This is a genomic window from uncultured Oceanisphaera sp. (genome assembly GCF_947495715.1).
Taxonomy (GTDB): Bacteria; Pseudomonadota; Gammaproteobacteria; order Enterobacterales; family Aeromonadaceae; genus Oceanimonas; species Oceanimonas sediminis.
Genome location: NZ_CANLZU010000016.1, coordinates 68469 through 86053 on the forward strand (window position 1 = coordinate 68469; position 17585 = coordinate 86053).

Annotated in this window: 16 protein-coding genes; 8 read left to right on the top strand and 8 right to left on the bottom strand. The window is 59.4% G+C overall.

Features of this window, described 5'->3' with window-relative positions:
- Nucleotides 1-11: 11 nt before the first annotated feature.
- The 4 genes from folK to dksA form a co-directional block, all read right to left on the bottom strand.
- The gene (gene folK / locus Q0753_RS11375) at nucleotides 12-500 is read right to left on the bottom strand and encodes a 2-amino-4-hydroxy-6-hydroxymethyldihydropteridine diphosphokinase (RefSeq protein WP_298720762.1); all 489 of its coding nucleotides are present in this window, start codon (nucleotides 498-500) and stop codon (nucleotides 12-14) included.
- A complete protein-coding gene (gene pcnB, locus Q0753_RS11380; RefSeq protein ID WP_298720876.1) occupies nucleotides 497-1870 on the bottom strand; it encodes a polynucleotide adenylyltransferase PcnB in 1374 nt (457 codons plus the stop codon). The genes folK and pcnB overlap by 4 nt, the downstream gene beginning before the upstream one ends.
- A 73-nt stretch (nucleotides 1871-1943) precedes the next feature.
- On the bottom strand, nucleotides 1944-2867 hold the full coding sequence (gluQRS, locus tag Q0753_RS11385; RefSeq protein WP_298720764.1) for a tRNA glutamyl-Q(34) synthetase GluQRS: 924 nt from the start codon (nucleotides 2865-2867) through the stop codon (nucleotides 1944-1946).
- Between the two features lie 15 nt (nucleotides 2868-2882).
- Nucleotides 2883-3335, bottom strand: a complete 453-nt coding sequence (dksA, locus tag Q0753_RS11390; protein ID WP_204796295.1) for an RNA polymerase-binding protein DksA — start codon at nucleotides 3333-3335, stop codon at nucleotides 2883-2885.
- Between the two features lie 295 nt (nucleotides 3336-3630).
- Here dksA and sfsA point away from each other — a divergent pair, with 295 nt between their 5' ends.
- On the top strand, nucleotides 3631-4362 hold the full coding sequence (gene sfsA, locus Q0753_RS11395) for a DNA/RNA nuclease SfsA (protein ID WP_298720770.1): 732 nt from the start codon (nucleotides 3631-3633) through the stop codon (nucleotides 4360-4362).
- Here the strand turns inward: sfsA and thpR are convergent.
- Nucleotides 4345-4908: an RNA 2',3'-cyclic phosphodiesterase gene (gene thpR / locus Q0753_RS11400; protein WP_298720773.1), complete on the bottom strand. Its 564-nt coding sequence runs from the start codon at nucleotides 4906-4908 to the stop codon at nucleotides 4345-4347. The genes sfsA and thpR overlap by 18 nt on opposite strands.
- A 45-nt stretch (nucleotides 4909-4953) precedes the next feature.
- Nucleotides 4954-7179, bottom strand: a complete 2226-nt coding sequence (locus tag Q0753_RS11405) for an EAL domain-containing protein (protein ID WP_298720776.1) — start codon at nucleotides 7177-7179, stop codon at nucleotides 4954-4956.
- Nucleotides 7180-7422: 243 nt separating this feature from the next.
- Here Q0753_RS11405 and hrpB point away from each other — a divergent pair, with 243 nt between their 5' ends.
- From hrpB to Q0753_RS11420, 3 genes are all read left to right on the top strand, one after another.
- Nucleotides 7423-9855 carry an ATP-dependent helicase HrpB gene (gene hrpB, locus Q0753_RS11410; RefSeq protein ID WP_298720778.1) on the top strand — a complete coding sequence of 811 codons (2433 nt, stop codon included), beginning with the start codon at nucleotides 7423-7425 and terminating at the stop codon, nucleotides 9853-9855.
- A 2-nt stretch (nucleotides 9856-9857) separates the two neighbouring features.
- On the top strand, nucleotides 9858-12185 hold the full coding sequence (mrcB, locus tag Q0753_RS11415; protein ID WP_298720781.1) for a penicillin-binding protein 1B: 2328 nt from the start codon (nucleotides 9858-9860) through the stop codon (nucleotides 12183-12185).
- A gap of 155 nt (nucleotides 12186-12340) precedes the next feature.
- Nucleotides 12341-12766 (top strand): VOC family protein, encoded by a 426-nt coding sequence (locus tag Q0753_RS11420; RefSeq protein ID WP_298720792.1) that lies wholly within the window; start codon nucleotides 12341-12343, stop codon nucleotides 12764-12766.
- 5 nt (nucleotides 12767-12771) lie between these two features.
- Here Q0753_RS11420 and hemL read toward each other — a convergent pair whose 3' ends face one another.
- Nucleotides 12772-14058: a glutamate-1-semialdehyde 2,1-aminomutase gene (gene hemL, locus Q0753_RS11425; RefSeq protein WP_298720795.1), complete on the bottom strand. Its 1287-nt coding sequence runs from the start codon at nucleotides 14056-14058 to the stop codon at nucleotides 12772-12774.
- 155 nt (nucleotides 14059-14213) lie between these two features.
- On the opposite strand from hemL, the gene Q0753_RS11430 reads away from it, so the two are divergent.
- Genes Q0753_RS11430 through Q0753_RS11445 form a run of 4 tightly spaced genes read left to right on the top strand, consistent with a single transcriptional unit; the run spans nucleotide 14214 to nucleotide 16029 of the window.
- Nucleotides 14214-14852, top strand: coding sequence for a DUF6776 family protein (locus tag Q0753_RS11430; protein ID WP_298720797.1), 639 nt, complete (start codon nucleotides 14214-14216; stop codon nucleotides 14850-14852).
- Between the two features lie 55 nt (nucleotides 14853-14907).
- The gene (erpA, locus tag Q0753_RS11435) at nucleotides 14908-15252 is read left to right on the top strand and encodes an iron-sulfur cluster insertion protein ErpA (RefSeq protein WP_204796288.1); all 345 of its coding nucleotides are present in this window, start codon (nucleotides 14908-14910) and stop codon (nucleotides 15250-15252) included.
- Between the two features lie 19 nt (nucleotides 15253-15271).
- The gene (locus Q0753_RS11440) at nucleotides 15272-15595 is read left to right on the top strand and encodes a glutathione S-transferase N-terminal domain-containing protein (RefSeq protein ID WP_298720802.1); all 324 of its coding nucleotides are present in this window, start codon (nucleotides 15272-15274) and stop codon (nucleotides 15593-15595) included.
- Complete coding sequence (locus tag Q0753_RS11445) at nucleotides 15592-16029, top strand: HIT domain-containing protein (RefSeq protein ID WP_298720805.1); 438 nt, start codon at nucleotides 15592-15594, stop codon at nucleotides 16027-16029. Before Q0753_RS11440 ends, Q0753_RS11445 begins: the two co-directional genes overlap by 4 nt.
- A gap of 89 nt (nucleotides 16030-16118) precedes the next feature.
- Here Q0753_RS11445 and Q0753_RS11450 read toward each other — a convergent pair whose 3' ends face one another.
- Nucleotides 16119-17417 carry a peptidoglycan DD-metalloendopeptidase family protein gene (locus tag Q0753_RS11450; protein ID WP_298720808.1) on the bottom strand — a complete coding sequence of 433 codons (1299 nt, stop codon included), beginning with the start codon at nucleotides 17415-17417 and terminating at the stop codon, nucleotides 16119-16121.
- Nucleotides 17418-17585 lie beyond the last annotated feature (168 nt).

A 17585-nucleotide genomic window follows, 5' to 3' on the forward strand; every position in this document is an offset into this window, starting at 1 on the left:
GAGAGATTCCTTTACTGCGGGGGCAGTCGGGTCATGCTGTTGGCCGGGCACTGTTGCAACAGCTGGGCCAGGGAAGTACCGCAGGGCAGTATCAGGCCCGGGACCAGGTCCGCCAGCGGGTAAAGCACGAATTCCCGTTGCTTCATGCCATAGTGGGGGACCGTCAGCCGTTCATCGTCGATGTGGCGTTCGCCATAGAGCAGCATGTCCAGATCCAGGGTGCGGGGCCCCCAGCGTTCTTCCTTGCGTACCCGGCCATGCGCCTGCTCTATGCGCTGCAACGCATCCAGCAGGGCGTGTGGCGCGAGCGAGGTATCAAACATCGATACCCCATTGATATAGCGCGGCTGATCCGCCGGCCCCATGGGCAGGCTCTGATACAGCGGCGAATGCTGCAGGCTGCCCGGGGTGGCCAGACTCGCCAAGGCCAGCTGCGCCGCCTTTATTTGTGCAAGCGGCTCGCCAAGGTTGGCGCCGAGGGCAACAAATACCCGGGTCACGCGTCTTTTTTCCGACGCGGGCGGCGGCGTGGCCGCTTGCGTGGTTTACGCGGTTCGGCATCGCTGGCCGTATTGGCCTGACCTTGCTGCGCTCCACGAGCCTGAGGCTGACGGTGTTGCGTTTGTCGGTCGACCGGATTGGAAACTTGAAACTCGGTCCACCATTCGGCCAGCTCTTTCAGGCGCGGGTCCAGTTCGGCCCGCAGCAGCAAGAAGTCGTAGCCGGCGCGGAACTTGGGATGCTCGAGCAGGCGGTGCGGCCGTTTGCCGTTGCGCTTGGTGAGACGATCCTGCAGTTGCCAGATATCGCGGACTACCGAGCTGAAACGGCGCGGAATGGCGACGGCTTTCACCTGGCGACCCAGCACATCATCGGTGGCCAGCATGAAGGCGTCGTAATGATTCAGGCCGCCTTCATTCATGAAGGCCTGGGTGCGGGTTTCTACCGGTCCCCACAGCAGGGCGGCATACAGGAAGGCCGGAGTCACCCGCATATCCTGGGCGATACGTTCGTCGGTGTTGGTCAGCGCCAGCTCGATAAAGCGACCGTAGCGATTGTTGCCCTTGCCCATGACCTCGGCCGCTTCCGGAAACAGCGGCGCAAAGAGGCCGTATTGCTGCAGCTGGCGATAGGTTTCCAGACCGTGGCCGGCAAGAAACAGCTTGAGGGTTTCTTCAAACAGGCGGGCCGGAGGAATATCGCTCAGCAAGGGCGCCAGTTCCTGAATCGGCGCTTCGGTGCGGGGGCTGATGGTCAGACCCAGCTTGGCGGAGAAACGGACCGCCCGAATCATGCGCACCGGATCTTCCCGATAGCGGGTTTCCGGGTCGCCGATCAGTTCGAGGCGGCGCGCTTCCAGATCCTTGATGCCATTGGCAAAGCCAACCACGCTGAAGTCGGCAATGTTGTAATAGAGGGCGTTAACGGTAAAGTCGCGGCGCTCGGCGTCTTCTTCTATGGTGCCGTAGACGTTGTCGCGCAGCAGCATGCCTTCGGAAGACTGGGAAGAGACGTTTTTGTTGGTATTAACCTGATGGTGATGACCACGGAAAGTAGCCACTTCGATGACATCGCGACCAAACAGCACATGGGCCAGGCGAAAACGGCGACCAACCAGACGGCAGTTGCTGAAAAGCTGCTTTATCTGTTCAGGCGTGGCGTTGGTGGAGACATCGAAGTCTTTGGGCTGACGGCCCAGCAGCAAGTCACGCACCCCACCACCGACCAGGTAGGCTTCAAAGCCCGCCTTGTTCAGGCGATACAGTACTTTGAGGGCGTTTTCGCTGATTTGTCGGCGCGAAATACCATGTTGGTCGCGTGTCAGCACCACGGGTTGCAACGGCAACGCCTCCTGTTGTCGGGTAAGCAGCTTTCTACAAAAGCCAGCAATCTGGGAAAAAATAGGACACCTCGCAAGGCCTTAAGCTAAAAAAATCGGCGCACTATAATAGCGCAGGGCGCTGAAAATGCGAACTGTCTGCGCACTTCAGCTCGATATTTGGTCTGCCGGGCACTCGATCCAGGCGCCAGTGACGGCAGGCCCAGTGCAGTAGTTCGGCAGCACCGGCTCCAAACAGCGCCGGTGGGGGTTCTTGTCCGAGAAAATCCAGCGCGTGCCAGAGCGCCTCGCCCGGTTGCCGGTCATCCAGTGCCGGGGCATGATTCTGCTTGGACAGCTTGTTGCCCGCATACAGCGCCAGCGGCAGGTGCAGCCAGCCGGGCTCCGGCGCCTTCAGCATGCGATAAAGGGCAATCTGGCGCACCGTGGGGTCGAGCAGGTCGGCCCCACGCACCACTTCGGTAATGCCCGCCTCGGCATCGTCGACTACCACCGCCAGGTTATAGGCGTAGAGCCCGTCGCGACGACGCACGATAAAGTCTTCTTCGGCCAGCGCTCCCGGTACGGAAATGTCCCCCTGCAGCCGGTCGTGGAAGCGGTAAACCGGCCGATCCATCACCAGCCTGGTAGCCGCGTTTTCGGCCGGCAGTGCAAGATCACGACAATGGCCGTTATAAAAGCCGCCGGCGGCACTGATCATCTTGCGGGTACAATGGCAATGATAGGTCAGCCCGTGTCGTGCCAGCTTGTCCAGCACGGCACGGTAGGCATGGTGTCGTTGACTCTGGTACACGACGGGGCCGTCCCAGTGCAGGCCAAAGGCGTCCAGGGTGCGCAAGATGGCATCGGCCGCACCGGGAACTTCCCGCGGCGGATCCAGGTCTTCAATCCGCAGTAACCATAGTCCCTGATGACTTCGGGCTTGCAGATAGCTGCCGAGGGCGGCTATCAGAGAGCCGAAATGAAGGGGGCCGCTGGGCGAGGGGGCAAAGCGCCCAATGTAGCGGTTGGACGCTGTTCTATTCATGGTATCAGGGACGGCTTAGTAACCGGCCATCTGTTTTTCCTTTATTTCGGCCAGGGTCTTGCAGTCGATGCACAGATCGGCGGTGGGGCGAGCTTCCAGACGACGGATGCCGATTTCCACGCCGCAGTGTTCGCAATAGCCGAAGTCGTCTTCTTCTATTTTCTGCAGGGTTTTCTCGATCTTCTTGATCAGCTTGCGTTCACGATCCCGGGCACGCAATTCAAGCGCGAATTCTTCTTCCTGAGCGGCTCTGTCTACCGGGTCGGGGAAGTTGGCTGCCTCGTCTTTCATGTAGCCCATGGTGCGATCCACTTCTTCGCGCAACTGATTGCGCCAGGCACCCAGAATTTTGCGAAAATGCGTCTTTTGCGCATCGTTCATGTATTCTTCGTCGGGCTTCGCCTGGTAAGGCTCAACACCGGCAATGGCCAGAATACCGAGAGATTTTTTGGTTTCGACTGCTGGCATTCCGTATCTCCTAAAAAGCAATATTGCGTCAACCAAGGTTAAGAAGCGGCTATCTATAGCAGAAACCATAATGACAAGGCAATTTTGCATTGCTGTTTCTGCGAAAATCAGCCCTTAAATACGACCATGACCACTTTTTTCTGAAATGACTCTGGTTGAGTGGGCCGGATGATAAAGAGCGGCAGCTTCTCGATGAGCCCTCCATATGGGGACGGGGAATGGCATTTTCAAGAGTAGAGTCGCAGTGGTGATACAGATTACCATCGAACTCTATTCATGAACTATAGGTACAATCGTGCAGTTTTCCTCTTCTTTGTGCCGTGGTCAGCTGATTCGGCGTTACAAGCGCTTTCTGGCCGACGTCATTCATCCGGGCTCTTCGCCAGAGGCTCCGCTGACCATACATTGCCCCAATACCGGCAAGATGACCGGTTGCGCCGAGCCGGGCTGGACTGTGTATTTCTCTACATCAGACAACCAGAAACGCAAATATGCTCACACCTGGGAGCTGGTCGAAAACCGGCGCGGCGACCTCATCTGTGTCAATACCGGGCGGGCCAACCCCTTGGTGGCCGAGGCACTGGCGCAAAAACGCATTCCCTCGCTGGCGCAATATGACGATATAAAAGCCGAAGTTCGCTACGGCAACGAGGGCAGCCGCATCGACTTTCTGCTGAGTGGCGGCGATGAGCCCGACTGTTATGTGGAGGTCAAGAGCGTGACCCTGCTGGATGAAACCGCGGGGGAGCCGGGCGGGCAGGGTTATTTTCCGGATACCGAGAGTGTCAGGGCTCAGAAGCACGTGCGGGAGCTGATCGACTGCGTTCATCACGGCCACAGGGCGGTGCTGCTGTTCTGTGTGCTGCATACCGGCATCGATCGGGTCAGCCCGGCGCAGCACCTGGACCCGGTCTATGCCGGTCTGGTGCTCGAGGCCCTGACCGCCGGCGTGGAATGCCAGGCCTGGAAGGCGGATATCTCCCCCGAGGGCATGACCCTGATTGAACAGCTACCGTTTGCGGTGTGAGTTTTCTCCTCGCGCCTCACTTCCTTTCACTTCGGCCAGCGGCCAGCGTTGCAGACAGTGATAAACCGGCCCTTGCTCGGTGAGGGTGGAGCGGTACAGGCACAGCGCCGTTGGTTGGTAATGAAAGGGTCTGATGGTGGGCAGCTCGTCGGTGTTGCTGTGGCGAAACAGGGTCACGTGAGGACGGTAGGCCTTGTGCGGCTTGTCCAGACCCAGGGCGCGGCATTTCAGCTCCACGGCCTCGGCCAGTGCCATCAGCGCCGGCGGCGGTGCGCTCGGCCCCAGCCAGACCACGCCGGCCCGGGAAAAGCAGCCCAGCTGGTCCAGCACCAGTGCAAAGCCGGGCAGGGGCAGCTTGTCCAGCTGGTGCAGTAACGAGGCCTGTTGCTTCGGGTTGCACTGGCCGAGAAAGTGCAGGGTCAGGTGCAGTTGCTCCGGCGGCACGCATCGGCCGGGCAGGGCCAGCCGGCGTTGCAGCCGGGTCAGTTCGGGCGCCAGCGCCTCGGCGGGAAAAGCCAGGAACAGCCGGTTATCCTTGCCTGCCATCTTTACCCTCCTGATCTGCTGACTCGCTTTAGGTCGAGCTATTTGTCAGCGGGCCGTCGCCATGAGAAGCCTGTCAGCATCAGGTGCCTTCTCGCTCGTCGCCAAACCGGCATAGCCGGTGTATTGCAGTGCCTGCTCGGGTGGCAGGGGCCTGGCAAACAGGAAACCCTGGGCATAGTCACAGCCTATCTTGTTGAGAAACTGCATTTGCTCAACGGTTTCAATGCCTTCGGCAATCACTTTAAGTCCCAGCTTGTGCACCATGGCGGTAATGGCCTCCACCATCTGGCGGTCGATGGGGCTGTTTTCCAGATCCATCACAAAGGAACGGTCGATTTTCAGAATATCGACGGGAAAGTGGCGTAATTGCGATAACGAAGAATAGCCGGTGCCAAAGTCATCAATCGAAATACGGATGCCCAAGCCTTTTAGTTTTCCAATCAACACCATGGCCAGCTCGACATTTTCCATCAGCATGGATTCGGTAATTTCAAGCACCAGCAAGGCGGGTGGAATATTCAGGCGTAGCAACAGGCTTTCTACCCGGTCTGCAAATTCCGCCTCGCGCAACTGGCAGACACTCAGGTTGACCGCCACCGGCTTCACGCTTCGATCTGCCTGCATTTGTTGCCGAATAAAATGACAGGCCGCCTCGATGACCCAATAACCAATAGGTACAATCAGCCCGGTCTGCTCTGCCACCGCAATAAAAGTGCCCGGACTTTGCATTCCCCGCTCCGGCTGCTTCCAGCGCAGCAAGGCTTCGAATTTAGCTATCTTGCCAGATGAAAAGGAAATGATCGGCTGGAATACCAGGACAAATTCCTGCCGACAGAGGGCCCGACGCAACTCTTCCTCCAGTCGTATCGAGGCAAGCGCCTGTTCCTGCATTTCCTTGTTATAAAACGAAAGCTGGTTTTTACCCGCTCGTTTCGAGCTATACATGGCAAGATCGGCATTGCGTAATAACTCGCCACCGCTGGACCCGTCTTCCGGTGCCAGGGTGATGCCAATACTGGTGCCAATAACGGTCTCGTTCTGCGCCAACTGAACCGGCATGCCGATATTGGCGATTATTTTTTCGGCGACGATTCGTGCGTTGTCGGCGTCGTTTATATTGACCAGTATAATTGCAAACTCATCACCCCCGAGGCGACCGACGATATCGGTTTCTCTTACCGTGGCCTTGAGTCGTCGCGCCACTTCAGTCAATAACCGGTCGCCGTCTTCGTGTCCGGTTGAATCATTGATGCGTTTAAAATCATCGAGATCCAGATACATCAGCGCCAGGCTGCCACCTTCGCGCCGAATATTCAAAAGTGCCTGCTCCAGCTGCTCGGTCAGAAAGCGCCGGTTGGCCAGACCGGTGAGTTCATCATTAAATGCCAGCTGCTCCAGTTGAAAGGTTTGTTTTTTGACCAACTCTCGCAGTCGCTCCGGCTCCAGCAGGATGCGGCGTATCAGCAGCGCGAATACGCTCGCCGTGATCAGGCTGAGGGTGAGGCCGACGATAATCTGAAAGGTGAAGTCGATTGGCCGGCTCATCGCTATGGTCCATTCGCCATTGGGAACCTTGACTCTTTTTCTGACCTGCTGCCGATCCAGCTCGTTACTGGAGCGGGCAAAGATATCCACCTTGCCGGTGTCGGGGTGTAAGCGCGACAGTTGAAAGGCATAGCCTTTTTGTTTCAGTTGATCGAGCTCGGTAAACGACAGCAGATCATCCAGGTAAATCAAGGCTGTCGCAAAGCCCCAAAACTGTTGCTCGCCGTCGTTCTCAAGGAACACCGGGTTTCGTCCCACCATGCCCAGGCGTCCCTGCACCAGCATAAAGGGGCCAGCCAGCGTCAGGGCCTTGCTTTCGATGGCTTCCCAGGCTTCCTTTTTCCGTTTATCACTCACCAACAGGTTATGACCAATGCCCTTTTCATTACCCGCCAGCGGGTATATTTGCCGAGTTATGCCATCGGGGGCAAGCTGGAGACTGGAAACACCGCCCAGGGTCTGGATGACTTCTGCGGCAAAGTTGTCGAAATCCCTGAACTGACCGTTACTGCGCCGCACTTCCTGGGCAAGAATATAGGTCGATGATAACGAACGGGTCAGGCGCCGCTCTATGGACGCGGCCTGAACACTGACCACCTCTTCCATCAGCAGCTGCTGATCCTTGCGATCGGCCACAATACTCAGGTGAATGTAATACCCTCCCGCTGCAAAAACACATACAAACGCCATCAGGGTATAAAGGCTGCTGAGCCTGAATGTAAGCATTTATTTCTCTTACCTGGTTTGCCAGGAACATTTGAGTTTGGTGGTGTTGCAGCACCAGGCATGAGAACTCAGCAATACCTGTATCAGCACAACAAACCTCGTTCGGTTACTTGTGAACCACTATACATGGGTTCCGATGATGAGCATCATGTGGATCCGATTTGTGGCGGTGAAGCCAACCGCATGGCTCCCGGTCGGGGCTTTTGGCACAATATAGTGGTTTTCGATCAATCAGGTAATCATGTGAATCAGCTCCCTATCGTCGACGCGCTGCCGCAACTGCAACCGGCGCTGGCGGCGTCCCAGATCATCATTGAAGCGCCACCCGGCGCCGGTAAATCCACCTGGCTGCCGTTGTGGCTGCTGAAGCAACCCGAAATCCAGGGCCGCATCATCATGCTGGAACCCCGGCGGCTGGCGGCACGCACCATAGCCCAGTATCTGGCGACGCAACTGGGCGAAACGCCGGGTGGCCGCATCGGTTATCGCATGCGTGGCGAAAGCCGGGTGGGCAAAGACACCCGGCTGGAAGTGGTTACCGAGGGGGTGCTGACCCGCATGCTGCAGGCCGATCCGGAGCTGGACGGCGTCGGGCTGTTGATCTTCGATGAATTTCACGAACGCAGCCTGCAGGCGGATTTGGCGCTGGCCTTTGCCCTGGAATGCCAGGCGCTGCGTGAAGACCTCAACATCATGGTGATGTCCGCCACCCTGGAGGGGCTGGCACTCGATAGCCTGCTGCCCGAGGCCGCCGTGGTGCAGAGCGCCGGGCGCAGCTTTCCGGTGACGGTGGAATATCAGCCCCGCAATCAGCACAGCCGGCTGGATGAAGCCATGGGCCGAGCCATTCTTACGGCACTGGATCGTTTCGATGGCAGTGTGCTGGCCTTTCTGCCCGGAGAGCGGGAAATCCGTGGCACTCAGGACTGGCTGAGCGGCAAAACCGGCTCGGAGACCGAACTCAGGCCGCTCTATGGTCGGCTGACGCTGGCCGAGCAGCAGGCTGCCATCGCTCCGGCGAAGGCGGGGCGGCGCAAGATAGTGCTGGCCACCAATGTGGCGGAAACCTCGCTGACCATCGACGGCATCAGCATAGTGGTGGACTCGGGGCTGGAACGACAGGCGCAGTTCGAACCCCAGTCCGGCATCACCCGGCTGCACAGCCGCCAGATTGGCCAGGCCTCGGCTACTCAGCGGGCCGGCCGGGCCGGGCGCCTGCAGCCCGGTACCTGTGTGCGGCTGTGGGGCCAAGAGCAACAGGAACGGCTGGCGCCCCGGCGACCGGCAGAAATCGAACAGAGTGACCTGGCCGGTTTTGTGCTGGAATGTGCCGCCTGGGGCGCCGAGCCCGAGCAATTGCCGCTGTTGACGCCGCCCCCCACCACGCTGTTGGCGGCGGCTCGCAGCCAGCTCTCAAGCCTGGGCCTGTTGAGTGGCTCCCAGTTGACTGCGCTCGGGCGACGAGTCTGGCAACTGGGCACAGAGCCCTGGCTCGGGCAGCTGTTGCTGACGGCGCAGGACTGGCAGCTGCAGGGCCGGGCCGGAGCCCTGGCCGATGCCGTCTATCTGGTGGCGCTGCTGGAAGAGGGCCGCTGGGATAATGGCCCCCTGTCGGGCCAGCTACTGGCGCGGCAGGGACGGCTGATACCGGCGGCCCGGCGCTGGTTCAAACGCCTGCAGCAGAACGAAAGTGCGCCGTCGGGCCAGTATCTGGGGCCTCTGCTGGCCAACGCGAGACCCGAATGGGTTGGCCTGTTGCGCCAGCAGGGGCGTTACGGCCTGGCCGGCGGCCTGAGTGCGGATCTGCCTCAGGGCAGCCCCTTGCTCGGCAAGCCCATGCTGGCGATGGCGGCGCTGGGGCGGGGCGAACGGGGCATCTTTATTCAGGCGGCAGAGCCGGTCAGCCTGGAGCAATTGCAGCAGTTTGTGCCCGAGCGTTTCGGCGAGCGGGAGCATCTGGAGTGGGATAACGATGCCAACCGGGTGCGGGCCGAACGCCAGTGGTGCTTTGGCGGCCTGATATTACAGCGTTCACCGTTAAGCAAGGTCAGCCCCGAACAGCGGGCTCGTTGCCTGCTGGAAGAAGTGGTGCGGCGCGGTTGGTCGGCCTTGCCGCTGAATGAGGCAAGCCGGCAATATTGGCTCAGATTGAAGCTGGCCGGACAAAAACTGGCCGATAGCGGCTTCGAACCTTGTGACGAAAGCGACTGGCTGGCCGAGGCAGAACACTGGCTGTTGCCCTATCTGACGGGGCTGGGGCGGTGGGAGGAGCTGGCCCGGCTCGACTGGACCGGTATTTTCAAGAGTCGGCTGGACTGGTCACAACGGCAATTGCTGGATACCCTGCTACCGTCGGCTATCGAGCTGGCCACCGGTACCAGGGCCGGTATTCGCTATCGGGAAAACGAGGATCCGGTATTGCCGGTACGGCTGCAGGAAATGTTTGGCCAATCCGACACCCCGGAGCTGGCGAGAGGACGGGTGGCACTGGTGCTGGAGCTGTTGTCGCCGGCTCGTCGTCCGTTACAGATTACCCGGGATCTGGCCGCCTTCTGGGCCGGATCCTATCTGGATGTAAAAAAAGAGATGAAGGGGCGTTACCCCAAGCATGTGTGGCCCGATGATCCCGCCAATACGGCGCCGACCCGGCACACCAAGAGGCATAGTAAGCACTGATTATGGCAAAACAGACTCGTAAATCGAAAAAGAAGCCCGTGAAGTCCCGCCGTTCATGGTGGGGCCTGCTGTTCAAGCTGGCGCTGGTGGGTACCGTGTTGATGGGCATCTTCGGCATTTATCTGGACAGTCAGGTAAAGGAGCGCTTCGAGGGCCAGAAATGGGCGCTGCCGGCACTGGTTTATAGCCGGCCGCTGGAGTTGTTTCCGGGACAGAAGCTGTCTCATGCCCAGATGCTGCGCGAATTGCAGCTGCTCAACTACCGCAAGGTGGCCAATCCCGGTCGGCCGGGTGAATATGCGGTGGCCAACAATCGCATCGAGATTCATCGCCGGGCCTTTAATTTCTCCGACGGCGCCGAGGCGGCCCGCTCGATTCTGCTGACCTTCGAGGGACAGCGGCTGAAGCGGATGCAGAATCCGGACAACGGCCGTGAGCTGGGTTATGCCCGCATGGATCCGGTGTTGCTCGACCGGCTCAACGTGGAAAAGCGGGAAGATCGCCTGCTGGTGCGGCTGGATCAGGTGCCCCCCTTGCTGGTGACCGCCCTGCTGACGGTCGAGGATCGGGACTTTTATCAGCATGACGGCGTGTCGCCGCTGGCGATACTGCGCGCGCTGGTGGTCAACATCAAGGCCGGGCGCACGGTACAGGGCGGCAGTACCCTGACCCAGCAGCTGGCCAAGAACTTCTTCCTGAGTCAGGACCGCAGCCTGTGGCGCAAGATCCAGGAAGCCTACATGGCGTTGATCATCGACTTTCGCTATGAAAAGGACGAGATCCTCGAGGCCTACCTCAACGAAGTCTACCTCGGACAGAACGGCGCTCAGGGGGTTTACGGCTTTGGTCTGGCCAGTTATTTCTATTTCGGTCTGCCGCTGAACGAGCTGAATCCGGATCAGATAGCGCTGATGGTGGCGCTGGTGAAGGGGCCGTCCTATTACGATCCCTGGCGTAATACCGAGCGGGCGCAGAAACGGCGCGATCTGGTACTGCGGTTACTGGCCAACGAAGGTCATATCGACCGCCAGACTTACGAACGGGCCAGCAGCACGCCGCTGCAGTTGATCGAGCGGGGCCGCATGGGATATGGCCGCACTCCGGGCTTTATGGGGCTGTTGCGCCAGGAGCTGAAAGAGCGGTTCGGCGCCGATTTTCTGCGTCAGAACGGGCTCAAGATCTTCAGTAGCCTGGATCCGATTGCCCAGCACAGCGCCGAGCAGGCGGTGATCGAACAGCTAAAGCAACTGCGTGCCAACACCAGAAAATCGGATCTGGAAGCGGCCATGGTGGTCAGCAACTGGCGCAAGGGGGAAGTCAGCGCCGTGGTTGGCGGTGCCGATCCCAGCTTTGCCGGTTTCAACCGGGCGCTGGCGGCGCGGCGGCCCATCGGTTCGCTGATCAAGCCACCTGTGTATGCCGAGGCCCTGGCCAACGGTTATACCCTGGGCAGTGCAATAAAGGATGAACCCATCAGCCTGCGCAGCGACTCGGGACAGGTGTGGCGGCCCAACAACTATGATCGCCGGTTCCGGGGCCAGGTGATGCTGGTTGATGCCCTGGCCAAGTCGCTGAACGTGCCGACGGTGAACCTGGGCATGGCCATCGGACTGGACAAGGTAATCGAAGGCCTCAAGCGAATGGGGGTGGAACAGCCGATTCCGGCCTATCCGTCCTTGATGCTGGGTACTCTGGAGCTGACACCACTGGAGGTCAATCAGCTGTATCTGACTCTGGCCAATCAGGGACTCTATCAGCAGTTGACCTCGATTCGGGCCATTCAGGACGATCAGGGTGAGCTGCTGTACCAGCATAACGCCAAGGCGGTGCGGGTGCTGGAGCCGGAAGCGGGTTATCTGGCGCTTTATGGCATGACCAGGGTGGTGGGCGGTGGTACGGCCGCTCATCTGGCGGCGCGATTCCCCAACCGGGTAATGGCGGGCAAGACCGGCACCACCAACGATCTGCGGGATACCTGGTATGCGGGGCTGGATAACGAAGAGCTGGTCAGTGTCTGGGTGGGCCGGGATGACAACAGCGTAACCGGTCTGACCGGCTCCAGCGGCGCGTTGCGAGTATACAGTCGTTATCTGGACGGACGGGGGGTCGACTCGCTGGATCTGACGGCACCGGCCGGTATCGATCAGGTCAACTTCGCGCTCAGCGATGGCATGCCCGCCGACCCGCGCTGCGAGCCGACCCGACTCTTGCCGGCCAAGGCCGCCGGTTTGCCGGCGATTCGGGATTGTCGACCCAGTATGCCGACGCGGCCTGAAGCCGGTGAGCAGATTGGCGACTGGCTGAAGGATATCTTCAACTTCGCCCGCTGATATTTTTGTAAAGCGTGAGGGGTGAGGTGTCAGGTGGCCTCACCCCTCACCCCTCACCCCTCACGGGTTTGGGTTTATCCCTCACTTCGCTCATAGAAAGGTGAAAGCGGCCATCTCCGTATATGCTCAATAGTATGTAGATGGAGGAGCTGCTCATGTTTTCTTTTCATCATGTCACCCTGAGTGTGCATGACCTGTCTGTTTCTGAACGCTTCTACAAGGGGTTGGGATTCGAGTCGGTTTATCGTTGGCAGGATGATGCAGGCCAGCTGCAGATTTGCCATCTACGACTGGGTCAGGCTTTGCTGGAGCTTTACTGCTTTCGCCCCGATGATGAGACTGAAGTGTCTTCTTTTCCGCCCTGGGCCAGCGGCTACCGGCTGGGGCTGCGTCACTTTGCCTTGCAGGTCGATGATCTTGACCAGGCCTTGAGTGCCCTGCACGGTGCGGGTGTACTGGCGGACAAGCCGTCGCCGGTGACCGGGCAGACCTGTTTGCGCTATGTCTTTATTGTGGATCCGGATGGTAACAGCGTGGAGTTGCTGGAAGGGCCGCTGGTCGAGATCCAGCGGCCGGAGTAGGCTGTTTAGCCTTTCATGATGGCGAAGGCCTTGTCGGCGGCCGCCAGGGTATGCGCAATTTCCTGCTCGCCGTGGGCCAGTGACATGAAGCCGGCTTCAAAGGCGCTGGGCGCCAGGTAAACGCCTTCTTCCAGCATCAGGTGGAAGAAACGCTTGAAGGCCTCCAGGTCACAGCGAGTCACCTGCTCGTAGCTGCTGATGTTCTTCTCTTCACTGAAGAAGAAACCGAACATGGCACCCACCTGCGTGGTGGTAAAGGGAATGCCGTGCCTGTCGGCGGCGGCCTGCAGGCCGTCTACCAGGGCCTTGGTGGTCTGTTCCAGCTGTTCGTAAACACCCGGCGCACTGATGGCATTCAGGGTGGCCAGGCCGGCCGCCATGGCCACCGGGTTACCGGACAGGGTGCCGGCCTGATAAACCGGGCCGGTCGGGGCCAGGTACTCCATGACCTCGCGGCGACCGCCGAAGGCACCCACCGGCATGCCGCCACCGATGATTTTACCGAGGGTGGTGAGATCCGGCTTGACGCCGAAACGCTGCTGGGCACCGCCGAGGGCCGCGCGGAAACCGCACATCACTTCATCGAAAATCAACAGGGCGCCAAATTGGTCACAAATGGCGCGCAGGCCTTCGAGGAAGCCGGGAGCGGGCGGAATGCAGTTCATGTTGCCGGCGATGGGCTCGACGATGATGCAGGCGATGTCGGCGGGCGCCGCTTCAAAGGCTTCCTTGACCGAGTCCAGATCGTTGAAGGTGGCGGTCAGGGTGTGCTTGGCAAAGTCGGCAGGTACGCCCGGCGAGTTGGGCTGGCCCAGGGTGAGGGCGCCGGAGCCGGCCTTGACCAGCAGGCAGTCGGCGTGGCCATGGTAGCAGCCTTCAAACTTCAGAATCTTGTCGCGGCCGGTAAAGCCACGGGCCAGGCGAATGGCGCTCATGGTGGCTTCGGTACCGGAGTTGACCATGCGTACCTGCTCCATGGACGGTACCAGCTGGTAGACTTTCTCCGCCATGGTCACTTCCACTCCGGTAGGCGCGCCGAAACTCAGGCCGCGTTCTACCGCTTCCAGTACGGCTTCGCGTACCGCAGGGGCGTTGTGCCCCAGGATCATCGGGCCCCAGGAGCCGATGTAATCCACATAGGAATGGCCGTCCACATCGAAGATATAGGCACCGTCGGCGCGTTCGATAAAGCGCGGCGTGCCGCCGACGCCGTTAAAGGCACGTACCGGAGAGTTCACGCCACCGGGAATAAAGCGGCGGGCCTGGGCAAATAAATCGTCAGACTTGGACATGTCAGCATCCTTTGAATTGGGTCGGAGTTGGCGCTTGCGGCCAGGGTGCTTGGACTATAACAAAAAGCAGTCGAGCCGAGAATGGCCGCCTTTGTCGCTGGCGCCGAGGTGGCGGCTTTGGCACAATTCGCCGCTATCGTAATCGGGAGTGTTTTATGCACCAGCCGTTCGGGCGTCGTGTAATGGTGGTATCCTTGGTCATCAATCTGTTGCTGCTGGCCGTTGCCGGTTACTTTGTGCCTCGTTATCAGCAACAGAGCCGCCAGCTTGAACAGCATCGGCTGCAGGCCGAGCGTCACCGGCAGGAACTGCTGGCGCTGCGGGTCGATCTGCAGACGCTGTTAAGCGCCGAGAGCAGTCAGCTGGCCCAGCTGGCACGGCAGTCGCAACAACTGACGGAGCAGGCGCAGCAGCTGGCGTTGTATCGGCAGGTGCTGGCGCCGGATGGCGGCGTCGAGCTGCTGCTGGCGCAGGAAGATATTACCAGGCTGGCAGAGCCGGGGCTCTTCGCGTACCGGCTGGTCCTGCTGCAACCCACCAATACCGGCAACCGCGTTACCGGTCAGGCGCGGTTGAAAATCCGCGCCCTGCGGCAGGGGCAGCCGGTGGTATTGAATGAAGAAGCCCTGGGCGTGGCGCCGGTAACCCTGGATTTTCGCCATTTTCAGGTGCTGACCGGCCAGTTGCGGTTGCCGGTCGGCAGCCTGGCGCAGACCCTGGAACTCCAGCTGGAGCTGGATCGCCGACCTGTGCGTACCCTTAGTCTCAACTGGCCCACTCCGGACAATACTTGAACTGTTTACTCGGGTATTAGATAATTTCGGCTGATAACTAATCCAAGAGGTAGTGATGAGCGATGCAATTCCTTTGCCGATCCAGATGAGCGATGCGGCAGCCAACAAAATTCAGGCCCTGATCAGCGAAGAGGAAAATCCCGATCTGCGCCTGCGAGTCTATATCACCGGTGGTGGTTGCTCCGGCTTTCAGTACGGCTTTACCTTCGATGAAAAAACCAACGAAGGCGATACCGTCATCGAAAAGAACGGCGTCATCATGGTGGTGGACGGCATGAGCCTGCAGTACCTGATTGGCGGTACCGTCGATTATATCGACGGTCTGGAAGGCTCCCGCTTTCTGGTGACCAATCCCAACGCCACCAGTACCTGTGGCTGTGGCTCCTCTTTCAGCGTTTAACGGATAATAAGGCGACCCAATGTCCCTGTTTGACTGGCTCAATGGAGCCGAAAACGAGCAAGAACCGGCACCCATGGTCGATGCCGTCGACAAACTGGCCCTGTATCAGCGAGCCTGGTGCCCCTATTGCGAGCGGGTCAAGATGGTGGTGGGCGAGCTGGGCCTCGATATTACCGAGTGCGACACAACCGAGCCGGAGCACCTGCAGGCGCTGATGGCCGGTGGTGGCCAGCGCATGGTGCCCTGTCTGCGTATCGAGCCGGAGCCGGGTCGGTATGTCTGGCTGTACGAGTCGGCGGATATTATCGCCTACCTGCGTCGTTATGCCGGTGCGAACAAGTGAGTGAATTTGAACTGCATCCTCGACTGGCGGCGGACACCATCATACTGGGTGACCTGCCGCTGTGCCGGGTATTGCTGGCCAAAGACAGCCGGTATCCCTGGCTGATACTGGTGCCCAAGCGAGCCGACATTCGTGAAATACACCGGTTGAACGAAGAAGAACAGTTGCAGCTGATACGTGAGTCCTGCGCGGTGGCGCGCTTGATGGAAACCGAGCTGGCGGCGGATAAAATCAATGTGGCTGCGTTGGGCAACATGGTGCCCCAGTTGCACCTGCATCATGTGGCCCGTTTTACCCGGGATGCCGCCTGGCCGGATCCCGTCTGGGGTAAACACCCGGCCCTGGCTTATGGTCAGCCAGGGGTTGAAGCTACCTTGTGGCAGCAGCGCCTGAGCGCCATTGACGGTTTTAAAGTGGTTGGTGTTCATCGGTGACAGGGAAATGATGAAGTGCCAAACACCGACGTTTTGGATTAGTGGCGTACTCCTCACTCCTCACGATTTACCCTTCACCGTTTCCTGTCTTAATTGTTGGCCAGCATCACTTCACTGACCTTGCTCAGCTGCGCCATCAGCTTGTCTGCCCTGGGGCGAAACTTGGCCAGCTCGCCTCGTGACAGAAAGGCGGCCTGGGGCAAATCCACGCTCTTGGGATCCTTGTGTACCCCGTTGACCAGAAACTCGTAATGCAGGTGCGGACCGGTCACTCGACCGGTGGCACCGACGGTGCCGATTTGCTGCTCCTGCTTGACCTTCTCCCCTTTTTTCACCATCCGCTTGTTGAGATGCAGGTACTTGGTGAGATAGGTACGGTCGTGGCGGATCACCACATAATTGCCATTGAAGCGGCTGTAACCGGACTCCACCACCACGCCACTACCGGCGGCCACCACCGGAGTGCCGGTGCGGGCCGCATAGTCGATGCCGCGGTGTGGCTTGACCTGGCCGGTAACCGGATGCAGCCGGCGCGGATTGAAGTTGGAGCTGATATGGGAGAAGTTGACCGGTGCACGCAGAAAACTTTTGCGCATGGCCCGGCCTTCGGGCGAATAGTAATTGCCGTCATCGTGGCGTATGGCTCGGTATACATTACCCTGATTGATAAATTCGGCGGCCAGAATATGGCCGGTGTCGACCAGAATGCCGTCCTTGTAGCGCTGATCGTACAGCACGGCGAAGCGATCGCCGGCACGGATGTCGAGACCAAAGTCCAGATCCCAGGCGAACATGGCGGCCAGACTCATGATCTGGCCCGCACTCAGACCGGCAGTAACACCGGCATTCCAGAAGTTGGAGTTGACCGAGGCCTGGGCGTACTGGGTGCGGTGCTCCAGCTGGACGCTGATGATGCGGCTGCGCAGCCCGGATTCGCTCTGGCGAATGTCGAGGGTGCGTGCCGCATCCAGCGGATAGCTTAGACCGAAAAACTGTCCTTTTTTGTCGAAGGAAAAGGTCAGTTTATCGCCGGGATGAATTTTTTGCAGCGATCTGGCATCGGCGCCGAGCCGGTTGATATCGTGCAACAGGACGGAAGGCAGCCCCTGGCGGGCAAAGATCGAAGACAGGGTATCACCGCGACTGACCTTGACCATCAGCTCGCGCGCAGGCAGGTGCTCGTCAACCAGGGGCAGGTCTTGCACCTCTATCTCGAGTGGTTGGCGTGCGTCCTGAAACTTCGCAGGGACGGCAAGGTCGGCGTGAACGCGGCTGGCCACGGCCGGCTCTGTGGGCATCATGATCAGCGCCACCATGGCGGTGCTCAGCAGTCCGAGGGCGATTTTATGCACACGGGGCAATGTCTTGAGTCTGTAAATAACGGGCATGTGATACTCTTCCCTGAATCAAGCCCGGATTTTACAGCCTTTCCAATTTATCCGCCATTCCAGTAATATGCTTGCCTTATTTTGTTTGGATCGTCTAAATCGCCGTTCCGAATAACAGACCGTATTCAGAACAGCCATTCAGGTGCATAGCACAGGAGTAGAGTCGTC

What these genes read in the sequence shown, in the direction of transcription:
- hemL (WP_298720795.1), bottom strand. Translation starts at nt 14,058, where the DNA reads ATGTCCAAGTCTGACGATTTATTTGCCCAGGCCCGCCGCTTTATTCCC.
- Q0753_RS11450 (WP_298720808.1), bottom strand. Translation starts at nt 17,417, where the DNA reads ATGCCCGTTATTTACAGACTCAAGACATTGCCCCGTGTGCATAAAATC.
- mrcB (WP_298720781.1), top strand. Translation starts at nt 9,858, where the DNA reads ATGGCAAAACAGACTCGTAAATCGAAAAAGAAGCCCGTGAAGTCCCGC.
- Q0753_RS11405 (WP_298720776.1), bottom strand. Translation starts at nt 7,179, where the DNA reads ATGCTTACATTCAGGCTCAGCAGCCTTTATACCCTGATGGCGTTTGTA.
- Q0753_RS11420 (WP_298720792.1), top strand. Translation starts at nt 12,341, where the DNA reads ATGTTTTCTTTTCATCATGTCACCCTGAGTGTGCATGACCTGTCTGTT.
- Q0753_RS11430 (WP_298720797.1), top strand. Translation starts at nt 14,214, where the DNA reads ATGCACCAGCCGTTCGGGCGTCGTGTAATGGTGGTATCCTTGGTCATC.
- gluQRS (WP_298720764.1), bottom strand. Translation starts at nt 2,867, where the DNA reads ATGAATAGAACAGCGTCCAACCGCTACATTGGGCGCTTTGCCCCCTCG.
- thpR (WP_298720773.1), bottom strand. Translation starts at nt 4,908, where the DNA reads ATGGCAGGCAAGGATAACCGGCTGTTCCTGGCTTTTCCCGCCGAGGCG.
- Q0753_RS11440 (WP_298720802.1), top strand. Translation starts at nt 15,272, where the DNA reads ATGTCCCTGTTTGACTGGCTCAATGGAGCCGAAAACGAGCAAGAACCG.
- dksA (WP_204796295.1), bottom strand. Translation starts at nt 3,335, where the DNA reads ATGCCAGCAGTCGAAACCAAAAAATCTCTCGGTATTCTGGCCATTGCC.
- erpA (WP_204796288.1), top strand. Translation starts at nt 14,908, where the DNA reads ATGAGCGATGCAATTCCTTTGCCGATCCAGATGAGCGATGCGGCAGCC.